Consider the following 20543-nt stretch of genomic DNA (forward strand, 5'->3'; position numbering starts at 1 on the left):
GCATGCGGAATACGCAGGAGAGATTTGTGAAAAGATGGATGAATAAGCGCGCTTGGCTGCTACTAGGTAGTTTGCTTTGTGGCACCGTATCAGCCAGTGAGTTCAGCGCCAGTTTTAAAGGCACCGATATTCAAGAGTTCATCAACATAGTTGGCCGTAACCTTGAAAAAACCATCATAGTCGATCCTGCGGTGCGCGGTCAGGTAAACGTCCGCAGTTACGATTTGCTCAACGATGAGCAGTATTACCAGTTCTTCCTCAATGTATTGGAAGTGTATGGTTTTGCTGTGGTGGAAATGGATAACGGCGTACTCAAAGTTATTCGTGATAAAGATGCCAAAATCTCAGCGATCCCGGTAGTGGATGGTAAAGACAAGGTGAAAGGTGACGAAGTGGTTACTCGTGTTATCGCGGTACGTAACGTTTCGGTACGTGAATTGTCGCCACTTTTGCGTCAGCTTAACGATAACGCAGGTGCTGGTAACGTGGTTCACTATGATCCTGCCAATATCATCATGATCACAGGTCGTGCAGCGGTGGTGAATCGCTTGGCTGAAATCATCGAGCGTGTTGACCGTGCTGGTGACAAAGAAATTGATGTGGTTGAGCTAAACAATGCCTCAGCCGCTGAAATGGTGCGTATTGTTGAAGCGCTAAATAAAACTGCGGATGCGAAAGCGACCCCTGGCTTTTTACAGCCAAAACTGGTTGCCGATGATCGCACCAACGCTGTGTTGCTATCGGGTGATCCGAAAGTACGTGCTCGCTTGAAGCGCCTTATCCGCCAGTTGGATAAAGAAATGGCGTCGTCGGGCAATAACCGCGTGGTGTACCTGAAGTACGCCAATGCAGAAGACATGGTCGATGTGCTGAAAGGCGTATCAGATAACATTCAAGCCGAGAAAAAAGGCAATAGTGCAAAAGCGAGCTCATCAAGCAAAGATACTGTGATGATTTCGGCACACGCAGATACTAATGCCTTGGTACTGACTGCGCCGCCAGATGTGATGCGTGCACTGGAAAACGTGATTGCTCAGTTAGATATTCGTCGTGCTCAAGTGCTGATCGAAGCCATGATTGTTGAGATTGCAGAAGGTGACGGTGCGAACTTAGGTGTTCAGTGGGGCTCGTTGCAAAGTGGTGTGGTGCAGTTCTCGAACTCGGGCGTGCCGATTTCGCAATACGCGATTGGTCTGAAAGAAGCAGAAGACATCAAAGGTACAACAACTATCTCTGGTGCGGGCGATAATCAGGTCACTACAGTGAACCCAGATAAAAAAGGTGATTACACCACACTTGGTAAAGCCTTGGGTGGCGTGAACGGTGCCATGTTGGGCATTGTGTTGGGTGACTGGACCATGCTGGTGAATGCGGTTGCTACTGATAGTAATTCGAACATTCTATCGAGCCCAAGCATTACTGTGATGGATAACGGCGAAGCGAGCTTCATCGTGGGTGAAGAAGTCCCTGTGGTAACAGGCTCGGCATCGAGCTCGAATAATGATAACCCATTCCAGACCATTGAGCGTAAGGAAGTGGGTATCAAGCTGAATGTAACACCACAAATTAACGAAGGTGATTCGGTTCAGCTAAAAATTGAGCAAGAAGTATCAAGCGTACTGGGTGCCAACGGGGCAGTTGACGTGCGTTTTGCTAAGCGTCAGCTTAATACTTCGGTGCTGGTGCAAGACGGACAGATGCTCGCACTGGGTGGTTTGATCAATGATGAAACCAGAGAAAGTGAGTCGAAAATCCCACTGTTGGGGGATATTCCTGTATTAGGCTATTTGTTCCGCTCAACCAATACGAGCACCAAGAAGACTAACTTGATGGTATTTATCAAGCCAACCATTATCCGTGATGGCGTGACGGCGGATGGTATTACCCAGCGTAAATACAATTACATCCGTGCCGAGCAACTTTACAAGGCGGATAAGGGCTTAAAACTTTTACCTGATGCTAAAATTCCGGTGCTGCCTAAGTACGGTGAAGATATTTCACTGCCACCAGAAGTGCGTGCTTTCGTCGCTAAATTGGAGGAGTAAGCATGAGCGCTTTTGCTGCCGACGCGCAGCCATTGTTCCGGTTACCTTTCTCCTTTGCCAAGCGCCACCAAGTGGTGCTTGAAGCTGATGAGCAAGGGACTTGGCAGCTATTTTATACTGGTGCATTGTCAGCTGCTGTGCTGACTGAGGTACGCCGTGTCGCTGGGCGCAGCTTTGCGCCCGTGGCATTAGAAGACAAAGCCTTTGAGCAGAAGCTGACTGATGCTTACCAACGTGACTCGTCAGAAGCGCGCCAGTTGATGGAAGACTTAGGTTCGGATAGCGATGATTTCTTCTCGCTAGCTGAAGAGCTGCCAGAAACTGAAGATCTGCTGGAATCAGAAGACGATGCGCCCATCATCAAATTGATCAACGCCATGCTGGCGGAAGCGATCAAAGAGGCGGCGTCGGATATTCATATCGAAACCTTTGAGAAAGTGCTGTCGATCCGTTTCCGTGTCGATGGTGTTTTGCGTGAAGTCTTACAGCCGAGCCGCAAGTTAGCACCGCTGTTGGTGTCGCGTATCAAGGTAATGGCGAAACTGGATATCGCAGAAAAGCGGGTTCCACAAGATGGTCGTATTTCGCTGCGTATCGGTGGTCGTGCGGTGGATGTCCGTGTTTCTACCATGCCATCGTCCCACGGTGAGCGTGTGGTATTGCGTCTACTTGATAAAAACGCTACGCGCCTAGATTTGTACAGTCTAGGTATGACCGCAGCGAACCATGCTAACTTCCGTAAAATCATCGAACGCCCGCATGGCATTATTTTGGTAACCGGTCCGACAGGTTCGGGTAAATCCACCACCTTGTATGCTGGTCTTCAAGAGCTCAACAGCCAAGAGCGTAATATCTTAACAGTTGAAGATCCGATCGAATTTGATATCGACGGTATTGGTCAGACCCAGGTGAATGCCAAAGTTGACATGACTTTCGCTCGTGGCTTGCGTGCGATTTTGCGTCAAGACCCGGATGTAGTGATGGTCGGTGAGATCCGTGACCTTGAAACCGCTGCGATTGCGGTTCAAGCCTCGCTAACAGGTCACATGGTAATGTCGACTTTGCACACCAATACTGCAGTCGGTGCTATCACCCGTTTGCGTGATATGGGGATCGAACCTTTCCTTGTGTCTTCATCTCTACTTGGGGTACTCGCACAGCGCTTGGTACGTACATTATGTTCGGAATGTCGTGAACCGTACGAAGCCAATGCTGAGCAGAAGAAACTGTTTAAGGTCGCGGAGAGCGAATCGTTGACCTTATACCACCCAACAGGCTGTGAACACTGTAATAACAAAGGTTACCGTGGCCGTACTGGTATTCACGAACTATTGCTGATCGATGAAACGGTACAAGAGCTGATCCATGCGGAAGCGGGTGAGCAGGCGATTGAACGTGCGGTACGTGCTTACACGCCGAGTATTCGTGACGATGGTTTGGCGAAAGTGCGTAAAGGGGTGACTACCCTTGAAGAAGTGATGCGAGTCACCAGGGAAGGCTAATGGCAGCGTTTGAATATAAAGCGATAGACAGCAAAGGTCGTCAGAAAAAAGGGGTACTTGAAGGGGATAATGCCCGTCAGGTACGCCAACAGCTGCGTGAAAAAGGGCTGATGGCAACCGAGGTGGTGCAAACCACCGAGCGTGAGAAGAAAAAAGCGAGTAGCAGTTTTTCTTTTCGCCGTGGGATCCGTACTCATGACTTATCCTTGATCACTCGTCAGCTAGCAACACTGGTGCAAGCGGCGATGCCGTTGGAAGAGTGTTTGAAAGCAGTCGCCGAGCAATGTGAAAAGCCAAGGCTGAAAAACATGTTGCTGGGTGTGCGCTCGCGCGTCGTAGAAGGTTACACCTTGTCAGACAGTATGGCGGAATACCCGCATGTGTTTGATCAACTGTTCCGCGCTATGGTCGCTGCTGGTGAGAAATCCGGTCACTTGGATACCGTGCTTAATCGCTTAGCGGATTACACCGAAAACCGTCAGCAGATGCGTAGCAAGCTGCAACAAGCGATGATCTACCCAACCATGCTAACGCTAGTGGCTGTTTCTGTGGTCGCATTTTTGCTAGCCACCGTGGTGCCTAAGATTGTCGATCAGTTTGTGCAAATGGGTCAGCAACTACCGGGGATCACCGAAGTGTTGTTGATAGCGAGTGACTTTGTTCAGAACTGGGGCCTTGCGGTGCTGGTGGTAATTGTTGGTATCGTGATGGCGGCGAAAGCGGCACTGCGCAAACCAGATTTTCGTCTGCGCTGGGATCGCTGGGTACTCAATATTCCGGTGATCGGTAAAGTCGCCCGTGGTCTTAATACCTCTCGTTTTGCCCGTACTTTATCGATTTGTACGTCGAGTGCGATCCCTTTGCTTGATGGCATGAAGGTGGCCTCGGATGTGATGACTAACACTTGGGTGAACCGTCAGATCATCGAAGCGTCTGATAAAGTACGCGAAGGTTCAAGCCTGCGTATCGCCCTTGAGCAAACCAAACTGTTCCCACCGATGATGTTGCACATGATTGCCAGTGGTGAACGCAGTGGTGAACTCGAACAAATGCTAACGCGGTCTGCGGATAACCAAGACCGTGACTTTGAATCGCTAGTGAATATGGCGCTGGGGATTTTTGAACCCTTATTGATTGTTGCGATGGCGGGCATTGTTATGTTCATTGTTATCGCGACCTTAATGCCGATCATTGAATTGAACAACATGGTCGGAATGTAATTTTGGAGGTTAAGTTCATGCAACGCAAACAACGCGGCTTTACGCTGCTCGAAGTTATGGTCGTGATTGTGATCCTAGGGGTACTGGCGAGCTTAGTGGTGCCAAACCTATTAGGTAACAAAGAGAAAGCCGACCAACAAAAAGTGGTCACTGATATCAGTGCGCTAGAGCAATCGTTGGATATGTACAAGCTAGATAACAGCGTGTACCCAACCACAGACCAAGGTCTGGACGCGCTAGTAACGAAACCTTCTTCAAGCCCTGAGCCACGTAACTACCGTAACGGTGGTTACATCAAGCGTCTACCAAACGACCCTTGGGGGAATGAGTACAACTACGTTATGCCGGGTGAGCACGGCGCAGTAGATATTTTCAGCCTAGGTGCTGATGGTCAGGAAGGCGGTGAAGGCGTTAACGCTGACATCGGTAACTGGAACATGCTGGACTTCTAAGTTCGGCGTGATTGAGTGATTGTGATGAAGCGTGCTGCGGGTTTTACCCTAATCGAAATTATGTTGGTGTTGGTGTTATTGGCAACCAGTGCGGTTGCGGTGATAGCTACCTTGCCAGAACGTCATGACGATAAGGCGAAAGAAGAAGCAGCACGTTTTTATCAATTGGTGCAGTTGCTAGGGGAAGATGCCCTGCTCAACGGCACCGATTTCGGTATTCGGATCGAACGTCACCATTATCAGTTTCTTGAGCTAACCGGAAAAGAATGGCAACCGATCCAAGAGTCGCGTTATTTCACGCAAGTGGATGTCGGCGAAGATATTCGCTTACAAGTGGAGCTTGGTGGTTATTCATGGCAAGACAATGACCGCTTGTTTAAGCCGGGATCGCTATTTAACGAAGACCTGTTTGCTGAACAAACTGATAAGAAAAAAGTGAAACCGCCACAAGTAGTGGTGATGGCGAGCGGAGAGTACACCCCGTTCAAATTAGAGTTTGAAATTACCGACGATAACGAATTTTGGCAAGTACGCGCCAACGAACTGGGTGAGCTGTTTTTGCTAGCGCCCGGTGAAGAAATGCCAGAGAGGAAATCACGTCGATGAAACAACAACGCGGGATGACTCTACTGGAAGTCTTGGTTGCCTTGGCGGTGTTTGCAACCGCTGCTTTGAGTGTGATGAAAGCAGTGAGTCAGCACATCAATACCATGGGCTATTTAGAAGAAAAAACTTTTGCCGCTTTGGTCGCTGATAATGAATTGGCGCGCTTGCAACTAACTGGCGTCCCGACGTCGACCAAGCGTGGCGAGAGCGAAATGGCCGGTCGTAAATGGTATTGGACCATGAAGAGCACCAAAACTGCTGATGGTTACTTGCGTGCTATTGATATGTCGGTCGCGACCGATAAAGAACGAAAACAATCTGTTGTGACGGTGAGAACCTATGTTAGCCAATAAACCCCGTCGTCAACAACGCGGCTTTACCCTGCTGGAAGTCATGGTTGCCATTGCAGTATTTGCCAGTTTGAGCTTATCCGCTTACCAAGTTCTAAATGGTGTTCAGCGAAGCGATGAGCAATCTCGCGACCATAATGCTCGGTTAAAAGCGATCCAACGCATGAGTGTGATGATGGATAACGACTTTCGCCAGATTGTTGCGCGTAAGAGCCGTAGCCAAGGAGAAAAGCCGAGCGATAAATATTTGATGGCAGGTGAGTATCTGCTTGATTCATCAAGCGAAGGGATTGTCTTTACTCGCTTAGGGTGGCAAAACCCGCAGCAGATGTTCCCGCGTGGCGAAGTGGTGCGAGTCGGCTATCGGATTGTTGACGATAACCTCGAGCGTGTGTGGTTCCGCTACCCAGATAATGTCGCCGGTGCTGAGCCATTGGTGCGCGAAGTGCTTGCGGATGTCACCGAACTCAAGTTCCGTTTTTATAGCGATAAGAAATGGCAAGACAAGTGGGAACAAGCTGGCGTCTTGCCCCAAGGGATCGCGGTCAAGATGACCTTAAAAGACAAAGGCGATATTGAGCGGGTGTATCTGGTGCCGCAATCCGGGTTAGCGAAACAAAATAACGAGGATGATAACCAATGATACCTCGTCAATCGTACCCGACAGGAAAGTCGCAAAGGCAACGTGGTGTGGCACTCATAGTGGTGCTGATGATCCTCGCGATGATGACTTTGCTGGCGGTCAACATGACCGATCGCTTGCACCATAATTTTTATCGGGTCGAAAACCAAATTCAACACCAGCAAGCGTACTGGTACAGCCTGGGATTGGAAGAGTTAGCCAAAGTGGCGATCAAAGAAAGTATCGACGATAGCGATACGGTCAACATGAGCCAGGCTTGGGCAACCCGAGGGCAGCGTTATCCGCTCGAAGGTGGTGATGCGGTGGGTGATATTTTCGATATGCAGGCCTGTTTTAATATCAACGCCTTGTCGGCTGTGAAAGCCGAGGCTGATCGCACCACGAAACCTTTTTTGATCAAAGTGCTGCAAGCACTGTTTGAAGAGAAAGGTCTTGAGAGCTACGAAGCCGAAGTGATGGCGGAGTCGGCGTGGGAATACGTTGATGAAGACGACACGGTACAGTCAGCGTTTGGTGCAGAAGACAGTACCTATGAAGGTTTTCGTCCGCCTTATCTGCCACCGAATCATTTGATGGCGGATATTAGCGAGTTTCGCGCCGTGAATGGCGTCACTGCGCCAGCATACGACAAGGTGAAATCGGCATTGTGTGCATTGCCAGATGATACCTTCAAGCTAAATGTGAATACTCTTTCGGTGGAGAATGCCCCGTTATTGGCAGCCTTGTTTACCCCTGCGCTGTCAGTATCGGATGCTAAAACGATATTAACCAATCGCCCTTACGACGGTTGGCAAAGCATTGATGATTTCTTTACTGAAGGGGCAATTGCTGGCATTGAAGGCTCTATTGCGTCATTAGCCAAAGAGCATATTGATATTAAAAGTAATTTCTTTCAGTTAGACGCTGAAGTTTTAGTGGATCGCAGCCGAGTTCGGATAGTGGCTTTGCTCAAGCGGGACGAACAAAAACAGGTGACGGTAGTCCGTCGCCGCTATGGAGGAATCAGTGAGCGAGTTGCTGACAATAAGGCTAAGTAGCCGCCCTGACCAACCGGTTCATTGGTTGGTGTGGTCATCAGAGCAGAACGAAGTGATAGCTTCAGGTCAGCTCAATGATATGACCCAGTTAGATGAGCTAACAGAGTATGCTGCCCAGCGCCCAGTCGTGGCACTGGCTCCCGCGCAGGATATGTTGCTCACTCAAGTTGCGATCCCTGAAGGAAGTGGTCGCCAGTTAAGTGCGGTATTACCTTTCTTGCTAGAAGAAGAGTTAGCACAAGATATCGATCACCTGCACGTGCATTTACTCAAACGTGAAGGTGATTTAGCGCACGTGGCCGTTGTTGAGCACAGTAAGATCCAAGCTTGGTTAGCGGCGTTAGATGACGCGGGTATTGAGATTAATAAATTGGTGCCGGATGCATTGTGTTTGCCTTTGTTTGACCAAGGCTACAGTGCGGCCCAGTTAGATCAGCAATGGCTGATCCGTCAATCAGAAGCCCAAGGTATCGCGGCAGAAGAAAGCTGGCTGGCAAGCTGGCTATTAGCACAACATGCCCCGATTTCGGTCGCGGCGGGTGTTGAAGAGACAGACGGCGAGGATGATGAGCGTGAAAATAGCGCCGAAGTTGATACCTCGCCACAAGCAGTTGTGATCCACCATTACACGCCCAAGCCGGAAGGGATGCCATGTCGTTGGCAAGCACAAACACCTGAACTGGTGATGGAGCTGCTGGCGAAAGGGGCCGAGCGTAGTAAGCTGAGTATTTTGTCTGGGGCTTATAAGCCACAGTCGGCTTGGCGCCGTTACATTAAACCGTGGCGAAAAGTGGCGATAGCGGCAGGGTTAGTATTAACCGCCATGATCGCAGAACACGTTATTTCGGTGCAGCACATGGAGCAACAAGCACAAGCGTATCGCACCGAGAGTGAGCGTATTTTCCGTCAGGTATTGCCTAATTTCCGCAATATTCCAACCCAGAGCTACCTTAAGCGTCAGATGAATGCAGAGTTGTCACGCTTGGGCGGTGGCGGTAATCAAGCGGGCTTATTGCCTTGGTTGGCACAACTAGAGCCGATCTTTAAGAAAGTACCGCAAATTGCGTTTAGCAACCTGAAATACGACCAAAACCGTGGCGAATTACGTTTGCAAGCGAGCGCCGCTGAGTTCCAACACTTTGAACAGCTACGTACTTTACTGGCGGCTGAGTTTACCGTTCAGCAAGGTCAACTTAGCAAAGAAGGCGATCGAGTGAATGGTGCTGTAGTGCTAAGGAGAAAATCATGAAAGCTTGGTGGAAAGCATTAAGCCTTCGCGAGCAGCGTTTGATGATGGGTGCGGGTGGTGCCTTGTTGCTCGCTATTTTGTATTGGGGACTATGGCAGCCATTAGCTCAACGTGCAGATATGGCGCAGCAACGTATCAACAGTGAACGTCAGTTATTGAGCTGGGTGAGCAACAAAGCGAACGACATTATTAGTTTGCGAGGTTCATCTTCGGCTGGTGCTGGGATCAGTGATAAAGGGTTAAACCAAGTGGTGAATGAAACCACCACCCGTTTTCGTATCGAATTGATCCGTATGCAACCGCGTAGCGAAGCGGTGCAAGTGTGGGTGAAGCCAGTACCTTTTAATACCTTGGTTAACTGGTTGGCATTCTTGCGCGATGAGCATGGTATCGAAGCGCAGTTTTTAGATATTACCAAAGCCGATCAAAACGGCGTGGTTGAAGTGAACCGTTTACAGTTGGGACGAGGTTAAGCGTGAAGTACAAATTTCTCCTCGGCACTTCATTTGGGGTGGCATTACTTGGTAGTGCGGTTGCCCATATACCGGCCAGCTGGTTGTGGCTGCAAGCACCGATGGTTCCGGGGCTATCGATTTCGGGTATTCAAGGTACGCCATGGGAAGGGCGTGCCAGCCAAGTTCGTTGGCAACAATACCAATTAGGGCAAGTACAATGGCAGTTTAATGCCAGTGCCTTATTCACTGGAAAAGTGGCGTTCAGTGTTCGCTTTGGCCAAGGTAGCGAGATGAAGCTAACCGGACGCGGCATTGTGGGCTACGGCACTGCTGGTGCCTTTGCTGAAAACTTGCTGGTCTCTCTGCCAGCGCCGGAAATTATCAAGTATGCGCGCTTACCTGCGCCTGTGACGGTTGATGGTACGGTGGAGCTAACCGTTCGTGATTTCCATCATGCGATGCCGTTTTGCCAAACATTGGATGCCTCAGTGGCGTGGAGTGCTGCGAATATCACCTCGCCATTAGGGGCGATTAATCCTGGTCCAGTCATTGCCGATCTCACTTGTGACCAAGGCAAGCTGATGGCAAAAGCCAATCAATCATCGCCAGATGTGTCGAGCGATTGGCAAGCGTCACTAGCACCTAACTACAGTTACACCCTGTTGGGGTGGTTCAAACCTGGGGCAGAGTTTCCGTCACAATTAGGGCAACAACTGAAATGGTTAGGTGATCCTGATGGCAAAGGGCGGTATAACTTAAACTTCAACGGTCGTCTGTAAGCGCAATATAAAAGGACATCTTCATGGCAGCTGACAAAACCAAACCAGAAATTCTCGCCAGCGAAGTGGTGGCTGCCTCACGGCTATTCAAAATTGAATCCTTGGATTTACGCTTTTCCAATGGGGTTGAACGTACATACGAGCGTATGAAGCCAAGCGGTCGTCATGCAGTATTAGTGGTGCCAGTGACGGCGCAAGGGGATTTACTGTTAGTGCGTGAATACGCAGCAGGAACCGAACGCTATGAGTTGGGTTTTCCTAAAGGGCTTGTTGATCCGGGAGAAACGCCTGAGCAGGCGGCTAATCGTGAGCTGAAAGAAGAAATCGGTTTTGGTGCCAAGCAACTGACCCCGATGAAAGAGGTGGTGTTAGCGCCGTCGTATTTCTCTAGCAAGATGACCTTGTTCCTTGCGCAAGACTTATATTCTGAACAGCTGGAAGGCGATGAGCCAGAACCTTTAGAGTTGGTCCGTTGGCCGTTAAGTCAGGGGGAGGAGCTAATTAGCCACCTTGATTTTGCGGAAGCGCGCAGTATTACGGCGTTGTTTCTTGCCATGAAACAGTTAGCTGAATAAGGAGTGGGTAGATGGAGTTAGCCAGTCGTATTCCAGCCGTTATCGAGATTGCACGTGCCGCAGGGCAAGTAATCCTCGATATTTATCAACGCGGACAATTTGAAAAACAGGTCAAGCAAGACAACACACCTGTCACTAGTGCCGATTTAGCGGCGCATAAATTGGTGATGGAGCGTTTATCTGAGTTAACCCCAGATATTCCTATTTTGTCGGAAGAAGATGCCGCGATCCCATTGGCGGAACGCTCTCAGTGGCAACGCTACTGGTTGGTGGATCCGCTGGATGGTACTCAAGAGTTTATTGCTGGTAGTGGTGACTTCGCGACGATTATCGCGCTGGTGGAAAACAATGAACCTGTGATGGGCGTGGTGTATGCCCCTATTTCTGGCGTCACTTACTATGCATCGCGTGGTAACGGCGCATGGAAGATCACCCCTGAGGGGGAGAAGGTGCAAATAGCCACTCACAAGCATGAGCTACCGACTCAGTCGATTGCGGTCGCTATTAGTCGTCGCCAGAACATTCAAGCGATCACTGACCGTCTCGATCCAGCGCTTAACTATGATTTAGTGCCATTGGGCTCAGCGGCATTAAAAGCTTGTTTGGTAGCGGAAGGGGCGGTGGACTGTTACCTTCGTCTCGGGCCAACGGGTGAGTGGGATACGGCAGCAACGCAGTGCATTGTTGAAGAAGCGGGTGGGCGGATCTTAAATACGCACTTAACCCCGCTGTCGTACAATGAGCGCCATACCCTAGAGAACCCGAACTTCATTACTTTGGGTGATGAGAATCTACCCTGGTCACGTATTCTGACTCCTGATGATCGGATGATGAACGCGACTTAAGCGTGGGTCGTGTTTGGTTAGATGCAAAGAATACAAAAAACGGAGCCATTGGCTCCGTTTTTGTGTTTTAGAAAGAGAATGAGGTTAGAACAAGCGATTTAACCCGTTGAGGGCGGCGACCCGATAAGCCTCAGCCATAGTGGGGTAGTTAAAGGTGGTGTTGGCAAAATAGTCGATGGTATTGCCTTCGCCTTTTTGTTCCATGATCGCTTGCCCGATATGGATGATCTCGGCGGCACGTTCACCAAAGCAGTGGATCCCGAGGATCTCTTTGGTTTCGCGGTGGAATAAAATCTTTAAGCTTCCTACTTCTGTGCCGGCAATTTGGGCTCGAGCAAGATGCTTAAACTGCGAGCGCCCCACTTCATACGGTACTTTTTCTGCCGTGAGCTGCTGTTCGCTTTTCCCGACTGAGCTGATTTCTGGAATGGTGTAGATCCCTGTTGGAATATGGTCAATCAAGCTGCCTTGGGCTTCGCCTTTGGTAATAGCCTGCGCCACAAAACGCCCTTGATCGTAAGCCGCGCTGGCAAGGCTTGGGTAACCAATCACATCGCCGACGGCATAAATGTGGTCGACTTCGGTTTGGTAGTCTTGGTTCACCTTCAATTGGCCGCGAGAATCTGGGGTTAAGCCGACTTTATCAAGGTGAAGACGATCGGTGTTGCCGGTGCGTCCATTAGCGTAAAGCAAACAATCGGCGCGCATTTTCTTCCCTGATTGGAGGTGGAGGATCACGCCATCTTCGGTGCCTTCGATGCGGTCATAAGTTTCCCCGTTGCGGATCATCACGCCGCTATTCCAGAAGTGATAAGACAGGGAGTCGGAAACTTCGTTATCAAGAAACTCCAATAAGCGGTCACGGGTGTTGATCAAATCCACTTTGACCCCAAGACCTCGAAAGATAGAGGCGTATTCACTGCCAATCACCCCTGCACCGTAAATGATGATGTGGCGCGGGTCGTGTTTGAGCTGCAAAATTGAGTCGCTATCGTAAATCCGAGAATGGCGAAAATCGACATCGCTTGGTTGGTAAGGGCGAGAGCCAGTGGCGATCACAAAGGTATCGGCGTGGTAACAGTCGTGACTGCCGTCGGGATTGCGTACTTCCACCGTGTGACTATCGGTAAAGCGGGCTTCGCCAAAAATAATGGTGCAGTGGTTACGATCGTAGAAGCCTTGGCGCATGCGGGTTTGTTTGTTGACGACGTCTTGAGCATGCCCGAGGATTTGGCTAAAAGTGCTATGTAAGGTGGAGTTATTCTTGCAATACAGTGGATTGTGATTGAATTCGATGATCCGGCTAACGGCATGGCGCAAAGCCTTAGAGGGAATCGTTCCCCAGTGAGTACAGCCACCGCCGACGCTTTCTTCGCGCTCTATAATGGCGACGTTCAGCCCGGCTTTGGTTAGCCCCATAGCAGCCCCTTCACCACCAGGACCACTACCGATCACGATGGCATCAAAATGTTGGACGGGTTGTCGATTTTTTTTCGTCATTGGCGTTGCCTTTATTATCATTCATATAACACTGCCTTAGCGTCAGTGTAACCTTGAATCAGCTGGTGGAGTATTAAATGATAGCTAGAGCTAGCTTGCGATCACGTTGTCGCGTAATTACAACTACACACTGTGATTTCGACCGCTGAATTCTGTGATTTGTGAGCCAGTAGTTAAAAGTAACAATTGACGCTTTGATTCAGCTTTGGTCAGGACGTAATATGGTCTGATTAGGTTTGGTGAGGTTTCGAGCGAAAGATCGGGATTCGCGCTGAACTGGCGGTGAAAACCGTATATAGTTGCGACAAAGAGTATTAGAGAAACAAAAAATTCATGGGTATTAGGGCTCAACAAAAAGAAAAAACCCGTCGCTCACTTATCGATGCTGCATTTAGTCAGCTTAGTGCTGACCGTAGTTTTTCCAGCTTAAGCTTGCGTGAAGTTGCACGCGAAGCTGGTATTGCCCCAACATCGTTCTATCGTCATTTTAAAGATATGGACGAACTCGGCCTGACAATGGTCGATGAAGGGGGCTTGATCCTGCGTCAGTTGATGCGTCAAGCGCGTCAGCGAATTGCGGAAGAAGGCAGTGTGATCCGCACTTCTGTCGAAACCTTTATGGAATTTATTGAAGGTAGCCCAAACGTCTTTAGGCTGCTTTTGCGTGAACGCTCTGGAACCTCAACGGCGTTCCGTGCAGCGGTGGCACGTGAAATTCAACACTTTGTTGCGGAACTAACCGAGTATTTAGAAGCCAAAACAGGGGTGACGCACGAAGAGGCGTACACACAGGCGGAAGCGTCTGTGACATTAGTTTTTAGTTCTGGTGCTGAGGCATTGGATCTTGATAGCCATGCGCGTGCTGAGCATGCCGAACGGTTAATCATGCAATTACGAATGATTGCAAAAGGTGCTTATTGGTACCGTAAAGAGCGTGAGCGTCGTGAGCTCAGGCAGAAACTCTAACCTTATTTTTGCTGGTGAAGAATATGAACAAGGAACAAGTAAAAGCTGAACGCAAAACATTGATTTTATCTGTGTTAGCGGGTTTGTGTGGTAATGCAACATTAGCGGTATTCACGTCGAGTGCGGTTGCGTTTTCTGTATTCCCGGTACTGGCTTTTGCCCTGGCTGTGTACTGCTTATACCAAGAGTATCTAACTAAACCAATGTCGGAAGGTACGCCAGCGATTGCGTTTGCTTGCTTCTTGGTAGGCGCATTTGGTTACTCTGCATTCCTACGTGCACAAATGCCAGAGATGGGTTCTAACTTCTTACCACTGATTATTGCGCTAGGTCTGTTGTTCTGGGTAGCAATTAAGCTCGGTATCCTAGAGAAGAAAGACGACCAAGCTGCTGCTTAATGTTCTGATAGCTAGATATAAAAAAGGCGCTTTAAGCGCCTTTTTTGTGCCTAATAAACAACGTATTAGCTGTTATTTACGCTCAAGTAGCACACCGGCTTCCATGTGGTGGGTGTAAGGGAATTGGTCGAATAGCGCGAAACGAGTGATCTTGTGTGTTTCGCTCAAAATAGCCAAGTTCTCTTTTAGCGTATCTGGGTTACATGAGATGTACATGATGCGCTCGTAACCTTGCACCATACGACAAGTGCCTTCGTCCATACCGGCACGCGGTGGATCAACAAAAATTGTATTGCAGTTGTAGCTCTGCAGATCAACGTTTTGATCTTTCAAACGGCGGAATTCACGCTTACCTTCCATTGCATCGGTAAAGTCTTCCGCAGACATACGAATGATTTGAACGTTATCAATGTTGTTGACCGCGATGTTGAACTGCGCGGAATCTACTGATGGTTTCGCCAGTTCAGTTGCGAGTACACGTTCAAAGTTTTTCGCTAAGGCAAGCGAGAAGTTACCGTTACCACAGTACAGTTCTAGTAAATCACCTTCGCTGTCAGTGGTACAGTCAACCGCCCATTCCAGCATCTTCTGAGCGACTTCACCGTTAGGCTGGGTAAAGCTGTTTTCAACTTGCTTGTAAGTCAGTACGCGGTCGTTCACTTTCAGTTTTTCGATCACGTGTTCTTGGTCTAGTACGATTTTTTGCTTACGCGCACGACCAATGAAGTTCAGGTTGAAGCCTTCGTCGTTAAGACGTTGCTTAAGGGCTTTAGCTTCTGCTGTCCACTCTTCGTCTAGTTGACGGTGGTATAGCAGCGACACCAAAATTTCACCGCTTAGTGTAGAAAGAAAATCCACTTGGAATAGCTTGTGACGCAGTGCTTTAACAGGCTTTAGCGCATCAACCAGCAGAGGCATAAGGTCGTTGATTAAGCGACTTGCAGCTGGGAATTGGTCCACGCGGTATTTTTCGCGAGTTTCTTGGTTGAACATGACGTAGTACAGGTCTTCACCTTCATGCCAAACACGGAACTCAGCACGCATGCGGTAGTGCTCAGCTGGAGAGGCAAAAACCTCCAGCTCCGGGGTATCAAACTCTGCGAAGATAGATTGCATGCGTTCTGCTTTTTCATCCAACTGAAGTTGGTAATCAGCAGGATTAATTGCGGTGGATGCCATTTGTTTGCCTCAAACTGCTCAAATAAAGAGCGGAGATTTTATTGCATTGCAGCGCGATGTCCAGCTTTGGCCTAGATAAAGTGTCATTTACTACCGTATTTGCAAACAGATATAAACAAAGCTAGACAATCCTTGCCCGCCTTACTAGGATTCGCGGTGCGCTGGTTCGCCATGATGGCTAGGGAATACGGTGAAAATCCGTAACTGACGCGCAGCGGTAATAGAGAACGAAAGCACACGGATGTAATGCCAAACACTGTTTTGATTTGGGGGGAGCCTAAATCAAAATGGGAAGTTGTTGCCGTAGGTGGCGTCAAAGCCGAGCTCTTAAGTCCGAATACCAACCAGTGCTACAAGCATCCTGCTTAGTAATCAACGCGACTTAAGGTATCCAATATAATGAAAAAAACGCTGTTAGCAGTGGCGTTAGCCCCTCTATTTATTCAAAGTCAGGCATTTGCAACAGAGACATCTTATGATGATGTAATGGTCGTAACTGCCAACCGATTCGAACAACCTGTTTCTTCTGTGCTTGCGCCAGTAAGTATTGTGACGCGTGAAGAGATTGAACAGCTTCAAGCACAAAGCGCGCTTGATGTTCTAAAAACACTACCTGGTGTTGAATTTAGTTCTAATGGTAATAAAGCACAGTCGAGCTCTATTTATATTCGTGGTACGTCATCTCGCCATACCTTGGTATTGGTTGATGGTGTTCGTATTAACTCGTCAACAACGGGTGGTGCATCTGTAGGTTTGATCCCAGCTGATGCGATCGAAAAGATTGAAGTTGTTCGCGGACCGCGTGCAGCTGTGTACGGTTCAGATGCAATTGGTGGGGTGATCAGTATCACCACCATGCCGCAATCAGGCAGTGTTCACCAAGCAAAAGCCACCTTTGGTAGCAATAACTATGCGCAGCAAAGCTGGCGTTCTGTTGGTCAAATCTCAGAGCAAACGCAAGGCAGTTTCGTCGTTAATAACGAGAAAAGCGATGGCTACCGAGTGAAAGATACAGCACCAGAAGGTGATCGCCATGGCTTTGAAGCACAAACATTGTTAGGAAGCTTGCGCCATGCAGCAACGGATTCAGTGAATTTGTTCTTTACGGGTTATTACCAAAATGGGTTGGTTGAGTACGACCGCAGTGGTAAATACGAATCTGATCGTGAGCAGTACAACTTGGCGGGTGGCGTAGATTACTCGACTGAGCATTGGCTATCAAAGTTAGAGCTTAGCAGTTCGAAAGACTTTTCCGCAGATGGTAAAGCCGATGGTGGTAAACCAGGTAAAGGTTCATTAACTACCAAGCGTCAAAGTGTAGCTTGGGTGAATACTTTGACTCAGATTGAGAACAGTGTGATTAACCTTGGCGTTGATTACTACAAAGAAAAAGCTGAGCGCGGTGGAACTAATACCACTGACTTTAGCGAAAATAGTAAGCACAACACCGCTGGTTTTGTAACAGGTCATACACGCATCGCAGATCTGACTTTAGAAGCGGCATTACGCCATGATAAAGACAGTGTGTTTGGTGGTTACACAACTTGGAATATTGCGACGGGTTATGCCGTGACAGATGCAATTGATGTGGTTGGTAGTTATGGTACAGCTTTTAAAGCACCAACTTTTAACGATCTGTATTACCCAGGCGGTAGCGGTAATCCTGACCTGAAACCAGAGACATCAAAATCAGCAGAGTTTGGTGTGAAAGGTCGCCACGATTTATTGGATTGGGGCTTAACGGCTTACCATACTGATATTAAAGATATGATTGCGTGGGCACCAACTGCAGCGGGTCCGTGGAAGCCGAATAATGTTGATAATGCGCGCATTAAGGGCATTGAATTAGAACTTGGTTTTGAAACCGGCCCAATTAGTCACCGTGTAGTAGGTGATTGGAAAGACCCTGAAGACAAGAAAGATGGCAGCCAGTTGATTCGCCGTGCTAAGCAAAACTATAAATGGGTCGGTACATACAGTTCTGAAGCGGTTGATGTATCGCTAGTCGCTAACTATGTAGGTAAGCGCTATGACTCGAGTAAATATGAGTTATCAGCTTACACAACAGCAGATGCAGCAGTTACCTACCGCGTGACAGAGAAATTTACGACAGGTCTTCGAGCAAGTAATTTGTTTGATAAGAAATACGAAACCGCGAAAGGCTACCCAGCGCCTGAGCGTGCTTTCTACATTAATGGTTCTTACCAGTTCTAATTAAGCAATCAAGAATATTGAGGCCGCCATTGTGCGGCCTTTTTTATCCTGCGACTTTACGTCAATCAGTAAGGAAAGTGTCGTGACAGTAATGAATGTTGTCGTGAGCTGGAGTTCGGGCAAAGACTCCACACTGACGTTATTGCGTCTGTTAGAAGATCCTCGTTATAAGGTAGTTGGCTTATATACCACATACCTTGATGACGAAGTGCCATTTCAAGCCACACCGATTTCCGTTGTGCAGCAACAAGCAAAGCTATGCGGTTTACCTTTGGTGCTCATTGCTTTGCCTGAGGTGTTCCCACCTAATGATGTCTATCAATCACGGATTATCACAGGATTAAAAGAATCAGGGCTGGAAATAGATGCAGTGGCCTTCGGTGATATGTTTTGTAATGGCATTGCCGATTATCGTCGTAGTTATATCGAACCCGCAGGGTGGCAATGTGTGTTTCCTCTAATGGGACAAGACAGTGCAGAGTTAGCGCAAGAGATCTTAGAGCGTGGGATTCAAACTTTAGTGACCACAGTCGATACCAGTCAGCTTGATGGAGAGTATTGTGGGCAATGGTATAGCCATGACTTTATCGAGGCTTTGCCATCTCAAGTGGATCCATGTGGTGAAGATGGCGAGTTTCATACCTTAGTGGTTAATGCGCCGTGTTTTAGCTCTCCTATGGAGATTCAATCTACAAGAGTAGAACGACAAGCCCGTTTTCATTACCAGCGTTATCAATTACTCATGACCGGAGTTTCTGAATAAACAAATTGTCAGTATGATAGGCGCCTGTGTTTGATTGAGTGTTGTGGTGTGAAGTGAAGAGCGTCTTGATTTTTGATTCGGGAGTTGGCGGATTATCGGTATACCAAGAGATCCGTCAATTGTTACCTGAACTGCATTACGTTTACGCCTTCGATAATGCTGCGTTTCCCTATGGGGAGCTTGATGAAACGGTATTAATCAATCGTACGCAAGAAATCGTAAGCCGCTTAGTCGAAAAGCATAACGTAGATTTAGTGGTGATTGCGTGTAATACCGCCAGTACCGTCGTCCTGCCAAGCTTGCGTACACTCGTTAATATTCCTGTTGTTGGTGTTGTTCCTGCGATAAAACCAGCGGCGGCGATGAGCGAGCGTAAGGTAATTGGTTTATTGGCTACTCCAGCGACAGTTAAGCGTCGTTATACGCAAGACTTAATCGCAGAGTTTGCACAAGATTGTGAAGTGTTAATGATTGGTTCGACACGCTTGGTTGAAATAGCAGAGCAGAAGCTAAGAGGTGAAGCGGTATCGATTGAGGAAATCCAACATATCCTTTCTCCTTGGCTTAACAAGGTTGATGGCATTGTACTTGGATGTACACATTTCCCTTTGCTAAAAGACGAAATCCAACAGGCGTTTTCATCGCCAGTCCAAATTATTGATTCAGGCAAAGCAATCGCGAATAGAGTGCAAGCTTTGCTGGGGGCTCAACAGACGTATAGCTCAAGAGAAAAAAGCAGTAATAGTGAAGTGGCGAACGTTACATACAATAGTGCCGCTTCACAACATGAAGCGGCACTGAACGTGTGTCTTGAAAAGTTAGGACTGAGTCCTATTCAATGTCTGGATTTTCCCCATTCTTAGGTTCGTTCGCCTCACGCACCTTTAAAGTGCGTTGACCATATTCCTTGTTATTTAAATGAGTAATGGCCGTTTCAGCATCATTACCATTCATAACTACAAACCCAAACCCTCTACGCTTACCTGTACGTTTGTCTTTCATCAGACGTACAGCGAAGACTTCACCATGTTCTGCAAACAGTGCTTTGACATCACTTTCGTTTGCACGGTAAGGCAAGTTACCGACATAAATTGTTTTACTAGAAGAAGATGACTCACCATCGGTTGAGATAGAAGCCGTCGTTGTTTGCATAAAATGAACAGCTAAGCCAGAAAGTACCGCACCAAGAGCAAAAGCCAGCGAAGGTGATAGTGGTACAAAGCTCATTATCAAAGCGCCCAGAACAGCAAGAGCAATGATAGTTAGTATAGTTTGATTGGATAATTTCATATTCAATACTACATCGTCGTAAATTGTAGGAAGAATGCTATTGGTTATTTTAACAACACAATCACATTGATATTACTTTCATTGACTTATAATTGCCAGTAAGTGAATGTGACGATGCTCAAATGTTGTCTTGTGCGGAATAAATATCGCATTAGATTAAAATCTCGTCTTTCGAAAGAAAAGTAGTGAAAAAGGGGTTGTCAGCGTGCAAGAAGTCTCTATAATGCCGCCTCACTGACACGGAGTACGGCAATCTTTAAAGCGATTTAAGAGAAAGCCAAATGCGAAGTTCAGTAAGGTGGAAGCCTTGGAAAACAAATTAAAAAAAAGTGGTTGACACTTCAGTTTGATTCCTTAAAATGGCGCACCTCTTCGGAGCGAAAGCGAAGAAGAAATTGTTCTTTAACAATTTGACCATGCAATCTGTGTGGGCACTCGTGAAATGATAGTCAAAAAGATTTATCAATGAAACTGA

At 47.9% G+C, this 20543-nt stretch carries 21 protein-coding genes and 1 riboswitch; of the genes, 18 read left to right on the plus strand and 3 right to left on the minus strand.

Going from position 1 to position 20543, the window contains the following annotated elements:
• Window positions 1-26: 26 nt before the first annotated feature.
• The 13 genes from gspD to cysQ are packed head-to-tail and all read left to right on the plus strand — an operon-like array spanning window position 27 to window position 11758.
• Window positions 27-2045, plus strand: a complete 2019-nt coding sequence (gspD, locus tag A3K86_RS00825; RefSeq protein ID WP_068326234.1) for a type II secretion system secretin GspD — start codon at window positions 27-29, stop codon at window positions 2043-2045.
• A 2-nt stretch (window positions 2046-2047) separates the two neighbouring features.
• On the plus strand, window positions 2048-3547 hold the full coding sequence (gene gspE / locus A3K86_RS00830) for a type II secretion system ATPase GspE (RefSeq protein ID WP_068326241.1): 1500 nt from the start codon (window positions 2048-2050) through the stop codon (window positions 3545-3547).
• Window positions 3547-4767 (plus strand): type II secretion system inner membrane protein GspF, encoded by a 1221-nt coding sequence (gene gspF / locus A3K86_RS00835; protein WP_068326244.1) that lies wholly within the window; start codon window positions 3547-3549, stop codon window positions 4765-4767. Before gspE ends, gspF begins: the two co-directional genes overlap by 1 nt.
• 17 nt (window positions 4768-4784) lie before the next feature.
• On the plus strand, window positions 4785-5219 hold the full coding sequence (gspG, locus tag A3K86_RS00840) for a type II secretion system major pseudopilin GspG (protein ID WP_084406457.1): 435 nt from the start codon (window positions 4785-4787) through the stop codon (window positions 5217-5219).
• Between the two features lie 21 nt (window positions 5220-5240).
• The gene (gspH, locus tag A3K86_RS00845; protein WP_068326249.1) at window positions 5241-5825 is read left to right on the plus strand and encodes a type II secretion system minor pseudopilin GspH; all 585 of its coding nucleotides are present in this window, start codon (window positions 5241-5243) and stop codon (window positions 5823-5825) included.
• Window positions 5822-6178 carry a type II secretion system minor pseudopilin GspI gene (gene gspI, locus A3K86_RS00850; protein ID WP_068326252.1) on the plus strand — a complete coding sequence of 119 codons (357 nt, stop codon included), beginning with the start codon at window positions 5822-5824 and terminating at the stop codon, window positions 6176-6178. Before gspH ends, gspI begins: the two co-directional genes overlap by 4 nt.
• A complete protein-coding gene (gspJ, locus tag A3K86_RS00855; RefSeq protein WP_068326255.1) occupies window positions 6165-6818 on the plus strand; it encodes a type II secretion system minor pseudopilin GspJ in 654 nt (217 codons plus the stop codon). The genes gspI and gspJ overlap by 14 nt, the downstream gene beginning before the upstream one ends.
• Window positions 6815-7855 (plus strand): type II secretion system minor pseudopilin GspK, encoded by a 1041-nt coding sequence (gspK, locus tag A3K86_RS00860; RefSeq protein WP_068326258.1) that lies wholly within the window; start codon window positions 6815-6817, stop codon window positions 7853-7855. Before gspJ ends, gspK begins: the two co-directional genes overlap by 4 nt.
• Window positions 7824-9104 (plus strand): type II secretion system protein GspL, encoded by a 1281-nt coding sequence (gene gspL, locus A3K86_RS00865; RefSeq protein WP_232321885.1) that lies wholly within the window; start codon window positions 7824-7826, stop codon window positions 9102-9104. The genes gspK and gspL overlap by 32 nt, the downstream gene beginning before the upstream one ends.
• A complete protein-coding gene (locus A3K86_RS00870) occupies window positions 9101-9577 on the plus strand; it encodes a type II secretion system protein M (protein ID WP_068326265.1) in 477 nt (158 codons plus the stop codon). Before gspL ends, A3K86_RS00870 begins: the two co-directional genes overlap by 4 nt.
• A gap of 2 nt (window positions 9578-9579) precedes the next feature.
• Window positions 9580-10338 (plus strand): type II secretion system protein N, encoded by a 759-nt coding sequence (locus A3K86_RS00875; protein ID WP_068326268.1) that lies wholly within the window; start codon window positions 9580-9582, stop codon window positions 10336-10338.
• Window positions 10339-10361: 23 nt separating this feature from the next.
• Window positions 10362-10913 carry an ADP compounds hydrolase NudE gene (gene nudE, locus A3K86_RS00880; RefSeq protein ID WP_068326271.1) on the plus strand — a complete coding sequence of 184 codons (552 nt, stop codon included), beginning with the start codon at window positions 10362-10364 and terminating at the stop codon, window positions 10911-10913.
• An 11-nt stretch (window positions 10914-10924) separates the two neighbouring features.
• Window positions 10925-11758, plus strand: a complete 834-nt coding sequence (cysQ, locus tag A3K86_RS00885; protein ID WP_068326274.1) for a 3'(2'),5'-bisphosphate nucleotidase CysQ — start codon at window positions 10925-10927, stop codon at window positions 11756-11758.
• 84 nt (window positions 11759-11842) lie between these two features.
• On the opposite strand, the gene sthA is transcribed toward cysQ, so the two are convergent.
• Entirely contained in the window at window positions 11843-13258 is a 1416-nt protein-coding gene (gene sthA / locus A3K86_RS00890; protein ID WP_068326276.1) for a Si-specific NAD(P)(+) transhydrogenase, read from the minus strand.
• Between the two features lie 333 nt (window positions 13259-13591).
• Between sthA and fabR the strand changes: the two genes are divergently transcribed.
• Both fabR and A3K86_RS00900 read left to right on the plus strand, forming a co-directional pair.
• Window positions 13592-14224: an HTH-type transcriptional repressor FabR gene (fabR, locus tag A3K86_RS00895; protein ID WP_068326279.1), complete on the plus strand. Its 633-nt coding sequence runs from the start codon at window positions 13592-13594 to the stop codon at window positions 14222-14224.
• A 23-nt stretch (window positions 14225-14247) separates the two neighbouring features.
• Window positions 14248-14622: a YijD family membrane protein gene (locus A3K86_RS00900; protein WP_068326281.1), complete on the plus strand. Its 375-nt coding sequence runs from the start codon at window positions 14248-14250 to the stop codon at window positions 14620-14622.
• Between the two features lie 72 nt (window positions 14623-14694).
• Here the strand turns inward: A3K86_RS00900 and trmA are convergent, their stop codons facing one another.
• On the minus strand, window positions 14695-15801 hold the full coding sequence (gene trmA / locus A3K86_RS00905) for a tRNA (uridine(54)-C5)-methyltransferase TrmA (RefSeq protein ID WP_068326284.1): 1107 nt from the start codon (window positions 15799-15801) through the stop codon (window positions 14695-14697).
• Between the two features lie 145 nt (window positions 15802-15946).
• Window positions 15947-16164: riboswitch (cobalamin riboswitch) on the plus strand.
• A gap of 36 nt (window positions 16165-16200) precedes the next feature.
• Here trmA and A3K86_RS00910 point away from each other — a divergent pair.
• From A3K86_RS00910 to murI, 3 genes are all read left to right on the plus strand, one after another.
• Window positions 16201-18015 (plus strand): TonB-dependent receptor domain-containing protein, encoded by a 1815-nt coding sequence (locus tag A3K86_RS00910; RefSeq protein WP_068326287.1) that lies wholly within the window; start codon window positions 16201-16203, stop codon window positions 18013-18015.
• A 91-nt stretch (window positions 18016-18106) separates the two neighbouring features.
• Window positions 18107-18778: a Dph6-related ATP pyrophosphatase gene (locus tag A3K86_RS00915; RefSeq protein ID WP_068326290.1), complete on the plus strand. Its 672-nt coding sequence runs from the start codon at window positions 18107-18109 to the stop codon at window positions 18776-18778.
• Between the two features lie 53 nt (window positions 18779-18831).
• A complete protein-coding gene (gene murI / locus A3K86_RS00920; RefSeq protein ID WP_068326316.1) occupies window positions 18832-19641 on the plus strand; it encodes a glutamate racemase in 810 nt (269 codons plus the stop codon).
• Here the strand turns inward: murI and A3K86_RS00925 are convergent.
• Window positions 19610-20068: an RNA recognition motif domain-containing protein gene (locus tag A3K86_RS00925; protein ID WP_068326292.1), complete on the minus strand. Its 459-nt coding sequence runs from the start codon at window positions 20066-20068 to the stop codon at window positions 19610-19612. The genes murI and A3K86_RS00925 overlap by 32 nt on opposite strands.
• Window positions 20069-20543: the final 475 nt, after the last annotated feature.

Source organism: Photobacterium jeanii, from assembly GCF_001650345.1.
Lineage (GTDB): Bacteria > Pseudomonadota > Gammaproteobacteria > Enterobacterales > Vibrionaceae > Photobacterium > Photobacterium jeanii.

Bases quoted from the DNA above. Each gene is read 5' to 3' on its own strand.
- gspE (WP_068326241.1), top strand. From the start codon at position 2,048: ATGAGCGCTTTTGCTGCCGACGCGCAGCCATTGTTCCGGTTACCTTTC.
- gspK (WP_068326258.1), top strand. From the start codon at position 6,815: ATGATACCTCGTCAATCGTACCCGACAGGAAAGTCGCAAAGGCAACGT.
- trmA (WP_068326284.1), bottom strand. From the start codon at position 15,801: ATGGCATCCACCGCAATTAATCCTGCTGATTACCAACTTCAGTTGGAT.
- gspI (WP_068326252.1), top strand. From the start codon at position 5,822: ATGAAACAACAACGCGGGATGACTCTACTGGAAGTCTTGGTTGCCTTG.
- nudE (WP_068326271.1), top strand. From the start codon at position 10,362: ATGGCAGCTGACAAAACCAAACCAGAAATTCTCGCCAGCGAAGTGGTG.
- gspJ (WP_068326255.1), top strand. From the start codon at position 6,165: ATGTTAGCCAATAAACCCCGTCGTCAACAACGCGGCTTTACCCTGCTG.
- sthA (WP_068326276.1), bottom strand. From the start codon at position 13,258: ATGACGAAAAAAAATCGACAACCCGTCCAACATTTTGATGCCATCGTG.
- gspF (WP_068326244.1), top strand. From the start codon at position 3,547: ATGGCAGCGTTTGAATATAAAGCGATAGACAGCAAAGGTCGTCAGAAA.
- gspG (WP_084406457.1), top strand. From the start codon at position 4,785: ATGCAACGCAAACAACGCGGCTTTACGCTGCTCGAAGTTATGGTCGTG.
- A3K86_RS00925 (WP_068326292.1), bottom strand. From the start codon at position 20,068: ATGAAATTATCCAATCAAACTATACTAACTATCATTGCTCTTGCTGTT.
- A3K86_RS00900 (WP_068326281.1), top strand. From the start codon at position 14,248: ATGAACAAGGAACAAGTAAAAGCTGAACGCAAAACATTGATTTTATCT.
- A3K86_RS00910 (WP_068326287.1), top strand. From the start codon at position 16,201: ATGAAAAAAACGCTGTTAGCAGTGGCGTTAGCCCCTCTATTTATTCAA.
- A3K86_RS00870 (WP_068326265.1), top strand. From the start codon at position 9,101: ATGAAAGCTTGGTGGAAAGCATTAAGCCTTCGCGAGCAGCGTTTGATG.
- A3K86_RS00915 (WP_068326290.1), top strand. From the start codon at position 18,107: ATGAATGTTGTCGTGAGCTGGAGTTCGGGCAAAGACTCCACACTGACG.
- cysQ (WP_068326274.1), top strand. From the start codon at position 10,925: ATGGAGTTAGCCAGTCGTATTCCAGCCGTTATCGAGATTGCACGTGCC.
- fabR (WP_068326279.1), top strand. From the start codon at position 13,592: ATGGGTATTAGGGCTCAACAAAAAGAAAAAACCCGTCGCTCACTTATC.